This window comes from Psychrobacter sp. TB20-MNA-CIBAN-0197, assembly GCF_040309765.1.
Lineage (GTDB): Bacteria > Pseudomonadota > Gammaproteobacteria > Pseudomonadales > Moraxellaceae > Psychrobacter > Psychrobacter submarinus.
The window spans coordinates 1-1,445 of sequence record NZ_JBEOPC010000068.1 but is presented as its reverse complement, the minus strand read 5'-3'; the positions used below and the strand labels follow the sequence as shown (position 1 = coordinate 1,445).

The 1,445-nt window shown below is 35.8% G+C and carries 1 protein-coding gene and 1 pseudogene; both read right to left on the bottom strand.

Translation table 11 applies throughout. The annotated features are described in order from the left end of the window. Positions 1-557, bottom strand: a pseudogene (locus tag AAEY83_RS12640) (hypothetical protein); the annotation flags it as partial. A 22-nt stretch (positions 558-579) separates the two neighbouring features. Further along, the gene (locus AAEY83_RS12635; protein WP_025643765.1) at positions 580-1,245 is read right to left on the bottom strand and encodes a YlcI/YnfO family protein; all 666 of its coding nucleotides are present in this window, start codon (positions 1,243-1,245) and stop codon (positions 580-582) included. Between the last annotated feature and the right edge of the window lie 200 nt (positions 1,246-1,445).

Below are 1,445 nucleotides of genomic sequence, written 5' to 3'. Positions count from 1 at the left end.
CTTTGGCGGTAGTACGAAAGGCGAAGAGATAGATTTCTTGCTGCTAAATAATCAATAAGAAACTCTTGCTTAATTTCAATTAAAGTATGATCACCATTCTCGTTAATAGTTTCACGAGCAACAACAATGAAATTTTCTGCAGGTCTAACCCAGTTATTTCCATCTTTTATTAAACCAAGAGCAATGACTAAATCAGGACTTAGTATCCACTCTCTTATTCCAGTTACAGGCTGATTGTATTCAAAGACAAGATTCACACCTATGGGTTCTTTGTCATTATATTCATATTGTTCGATTGGAGAATAATAGCCGTTTTCATAAGCATATGGTCTAGTGGTATGGCTAATGCCAACTTGATTCCAGTCAAATCCATCAGCTCTTTCCTTTTGTTCTGGTGGGAATGCAACAGATCCGCACCCAAAAAATTCGCTGTCATAGCCAACGTTTTTAACATCACCTTGTTCTTTATTAGACAACTCTCTTAATGGAACCCAAGTTGAGCTGCCAAAAGTTCTACGAGTTTCTTTTACTTGAAGAATCCAATCACTATTTTTCATATCTAGCACTCCGCTATTAAGGCTATTTTGAATTAATTGCATTCATTCTTTTATTAATTTCATCATCAAGCGCATGTCTTTGTTTCGAGCTTAATTGAACCATAGTCATTCTGAAATTAGCGCCACCATCGGTTAATGATTTGAACTCTTTTGCAGAAATTGCTTTGAAGCCAAATTTAAAGTCTTTTAGTTCCTTGGAATATTTAGCATCTGGTTTGCCACCATACTCACTCTTTATCAAATCCCCTGTTACTGTGCCAGACGCGACAAACCCAACGCCACTTTGATAAAGATATACCTTATCCCCTTCTTGCAAGTTGCAAATATACTCTTTCCATCCTGAGTAGAAGGCAGCAGCTTCGTTGTTTTCAAGCATTTTAACGTGCGCAGATTTGTCATTATTGTAGTTGGTATTGAGCATGAAAGGCTTAGTGCTAAGAATGTTACTAGTATCTCTTTGCTTCGCAATTTCAGGGTTTTTTGCTCTTTCTTCTAATATGTTGTTCGTTTCTTCAATTCCAGCTTTAACAAACTCTAATAATAGATAGCTTTTTGATTTGTCTAAAGTAAGCGTCAATTCTTCCAATTGATTGTTCAAATGGTTGGGTAATCTGATAGATAAAGGAGTGACAGTACTTTCATCTGTTTGGTCAAATATCACTTTTTCTAAGGCTTCTCTAATGCTCATGGTAGTCTCCAGTAAATCGAATTAGTAGAGAACTACAGTACATTTACTTCAAAAAGAAGTCAAGGTATAAAACTACATTATGTATTTTTATACCTTGACTTCTTTTTGATTGGGTTAGTTAATAAAGGCTATACCTTAGCGGAACCAGCTATCTCACCCTTCAAACATATTAACAGACTACTTAAAGCAGACTGTTAGCA